We start from the raw sequence: 275 nt of genomic DNA on the forward strand, positions 1-275 counted from the left end.
GCCTCTTCCACTTGCGGTTGTGGTTCCTCCTTCTCGATCTGAGCCGGAGGCCAGGCCTGCCTCCGCCCGGCAGACTCCCCGGGTTGCAGGCGCGGCCTGCTTTCCCTGAGGCATTTCACTTCTCAAGCCGGGTAGATACCACCGAGGACCGTGTTGCGACTTGCACCGGTTACCCCGGGGCAGTTGCCGGGCAATCCATGCAGCGTCTGGTGCGCGAGCCAGGCAAAACCCACCGCTTCCAGCCAATCCGCGTCGATACCGTATTTGCCGGTATC

1 protein-coding gene is annotated in these 275 nt (G+C 63.6%); it reads right to left on the reverse strand.

Annotation, left to right across the window (positions count from 1 at the left end; genetic code table 11):
• Positions 1-122 precede the first annotated feature (122 nt).
• Positions 123-275 (reverse strand): anhydro-N-acetylmuramic acid kinase (locus tag AVJ23_RS22555; RefSeq protein ID WP_205626912.1); only part of this gene is annotated, 153 nt, incomplete at its 5' end.

The sequence above is a fragment of the Pseudoponticoccus marisrubri genome (genome assembly GCF_001482405.1).
GTDB classification, from domain to species: domain Bacteria; phylum Pseudomonadota; class Alphaproteobacteria; order Rhodobacterales; family Rhodobacteraceae; genus Pseudoponticoccus; species Pseudoponticoccus marisrubri.